Annotated in this window: 4 protein-coding genes; 2 read left to right on the top strand and 2 right to left on the bottom strand. The window is 42.5% G+C overall.

Going from position 1 to position 2972, the window contains the following annotated elements:
• Positions 1-142 (top strand): ABC transporter permease (locus GMD5S_RS10695; protein WP_443255805.1); only part of this gene is annotated, 142 nt, incomplete at its 5' end.
• 136 nt (positions 143-278) lie between these two features.
• The gene (gene metG / locus GMD5S_RS0209520; protein ID WP_001291343.1) at positions 279-2276 is read left to right on the top strand and encodes a methionine--tRNA ligase; all 1998 of its coding nucleotides are present in this window, start codon (positions 279-281) and stop codon (positions 2274-2276) included.
• A 16-nt stretch (positions 2277-2292) separates the two neighbouring features.
• On the opposite strand, the gene GMD5S_RS0209515 is transcribed toward metG, so the two are convergent.
• Together GMD5S_RS0209515 and rpsT are read right to left on the bottom strand one after the other, a co-directional pair.
• Positions 2293-2826, bottom strand: a complete 534-nt coding sequence (locus GMD5S_RS0209515) for a DNA topology modulation protein (RefSeq protein WP_000704757.1) — start codon at positions 2824-2826, stop codon at positions 2293-2295.
• Between the two features lie 52 nt (positions 2827-2878).
• Positions 2879-2972 (bottom strand): 30S ribosomal protein S20 (gene rpsT, locus GMD5S_RS0209510; protein ID WP_016893867.1); only part of this gene is annotated, 94 nt, incomplete at its 5' end.

Here is a 2972-nt window from a genome sequence, read left to right as displayed (position 1 = left end):
TGCAGGTATCGAAGTTGGGGTTTCCCTCCCAATCGCTCTCTTTAGCTTGGCTGTGTCAGCCAGCGTTGGGATGATTTTTGGAGTCTTGCCAGCCAATAAAGCGTCTAAGCTTGATCCAATCGAAGCACTTCGTTATGAATAAGATATAGAACAGAAAAAAACAAGATGGACATTTATCTGTCTTGTTTTTGTATGGATTTTCCTATCGAAAATCACTAAAAATATGATATAATGAAGTGTTAGAAAATCAGGTTTCATTTGCCTGGAAAGGAAAAATTATGTCTGAAAAGAATTTTTATATTACAACACCGATTTACTATCCATCTGGTAAACTTCATATCGGTTCTGCCTACACAACCATCGCTTGTGATGTCCTAGCTCGCTACAAACGCCTTATGGGCTTCGATGTCTTTTATCTGACAGGTCTTGACGAGCATGGTCAGAAAATCCAGCAAAAAGCGGAAGAAGCTGGCATCACACCACAAGCCTATGTTGACGGCATGGCAGTTGGTGTCAAAGAACTCTGGAAATTACTAGATATCTCATACGATAAATTTATCCGTACAACTGATGACTATCATGAAAAAGTAGTGGCTCAGGTCTTTGAACGCTTGCTTGCTCAAGATGATATCTACTTGGGTGAATACTCTGGTTGGTATTCAGTTTCAGATGAGGAATTCTTTACAGAAAGTCAGCTTGCGGAAGTTTTCCGTGATGAAGCTGGAAATGTGACAGGCGGTATTGCTCCATCAGGTCACGAAGTGGAATGGGTTTCTGAAGAGTCTTACTTCCTTCGCCTCAGCAAATACCAAGACCGCTTGGTCGAATTTTTCAAATCACATCCTGACTTCATCACTCCAGATGGTCGCCTTAATGAAATGTTGCGTAACTTCATTGAGCCAGGCTTGGAAGACTTAGCAGTATCTCGTACAACCTTTACCTGGGGTGTACCAGTCCCATCAAATCCGAAACACGTTGTCTACGTTTGGATCGATGCCCTTCTTAACTATGCGACAGCTCTTGGTTACGGTCAAGATGAACATGGCAACTTTGACAAGTTCTGGAACGGAACAGTCTTCCATATGGTTGGAAAAGACATCCTTCGTTTCCACTCCATCTATTGGCCAATCCTTCTTATGATGTTGGATGTTAAATTACCTGACCGTTTGATTGCTCATGGTTGGTTTGTCATGAAAGACGGCAAGATGTCTAAGTCTAAAGGGAATGTCGTTTATCCTGAAATGTTAGTAGAACGCTATGGCCTCGATCCACTTCGTTACTACCTCATGCGTAGCCTTCCAGTCGGTTCAGACGGAACCTTCACTCCAGAGGACTATGTAGGGCGTATCAACTATGAATTAGCGAATGACCTCGGAAACCTCCTCAACCGTACGGTTTCAATGATTAACAAGTACTTTGATGGTCAAATCCCTGCCTATGTAGAAGGTGTAACAGACTTTGACAATGAACTTGCTCAAGTGGCAGAACAATCAATCGCTGACTACAATACCTACATGGAAGCAGTTGACTATCCACGTGCACTTGAAGCAGTCTGGATCCTCATCTCACGTACTAATAAATACATCGATGAGACAGCTCCATGGGTACTGGCTAAGGACGAAGCGCACCGTGACCAATTGGCAAGTGTGATGAGCCACTTGGCAGCTAGCCTTCGTGTCGTAGCTCACTTGATTGAGCCATTTATGATGGAAACCAGTCGTGCAGTCTTGATACAACTTGGTCTAGCAGAAGTTTCTAGCCTTGAAAACTTGAGCCTAGCTGATTTCCCTGCAGGTGTAACAGTAGTTGCCAAAGGAACACCAATCTTCCCACGTCTCGAAATGGAAGAAGAAATCGCCTATATCAAGGAACAAATGGAAGGCAACAAGCCAGCCGTTGAGAAAGAATGGAATCCAGATGAAGTCGAACTCAAACTAAACAAGGAAGAAATCAAGTTTGAAGACTTCGATAAGGTTGAAATACGTGTCGCAGAAGTCAAAGAAGTGTCTAAAGTGGAAGGTTCTGATAAGTTGCTTCAATTCCGCTTAGATGCTGGAGATGGTGAAGATCGTCAAATCCTTTCTGGTATTGCGAAATACTATCCAAACGAACAAGAATTGGTCGGCAAGAAAGTACAAATCGTTGCCAACCTCAAACCACGTAAAATGATGAAAAAATATGTCAGCCAAGGGATGATTCTCTCAGCTGAACATGATGGTAAATTAACCCTTCTCACAGTTGATCCAGCTGTACCAAACGGAAGTGTGATTGGCTAATAGCAAAAAACCAACGTTATACACGTTGGTTTTTCTTGTTATGTGCGAGATTTTCTAAGAAGTGGTCCATCTCCTTTTGCGACCGGAGAACAATTACTTTATCTGGATAGGTTTCTTGAATCCGTTGATAACGTTCTTTGGCATTCTTTGTCCGCCCATCCCAGAGAATCCATCGGATAAATTCCCAGTCAAAGCGTTCAGGACAGCCTGCTGCCATACTTTCTCTGACTTTACCTCGGTATGTGAGATACCGTTTAAAGGCTCGAAAGAGACAAGTCCATGGGGAAAAGTTGAGAAAGATGATTTGGTCAGCTTCCAGCATTCTTTCTTCATAGCAACACCAAGAGTAGTTGCCGTCGATGACCCAAGCTTCGTGCTTTGTGAGAAAGTTCTTCATCTCGGTCAACATCCATTCGCGGTCACTGTCTTGCCAACCAGGTTGAAATTGAAGTGTATCCATATGCAGTTTGGGGATAGAGTAGTAGTTTGATAATTTTTCAGCTAGGGTTGACTTGCCAGCTCCAGAATATCCGATGATTGTTATTTTCATTTTCTACCTTTTCTGATTAGAGGACAAAAAAACAGCCTCTATGGACTGTTTCTTATTTAGCAAGTTTAGCTGAAAGACGAGCTTTATCGCGGCTTGCTTTGTTTTTATGAATCAAACCTTTAGTTTCTGCTTTGTCGATAGCTGAG

The sequence above is a fragment of the Streptococcus sp. GMD5S genome (genome assembly GCF_000298715.2).
Lineage (GTDB): Bacteria > Bacillota > Bacilli > Lactobacillales > Streptococcaceae > Streptococcus.
The sequence above is the reverse complement of the archived record's forward strand: the minus strand, read 5'-3'. Positions and strand labels throughout refer to the sequence as shown.

Coding starts and splice junctions, on each gene's coding strand:
- metG (WP_001291343.1), top strand. CDS start 279: ATGTCTGAAAAGAATTTTTATATTACAACACCGATTTACTATCCATCT.
- GMD5S_RS0209515 (WP_000704757.1), bottom strand. CDS start 2,826: ATGAAAATAACAATCATCGGATATTCTGGAGCTGGCAAGTCAACCCTA.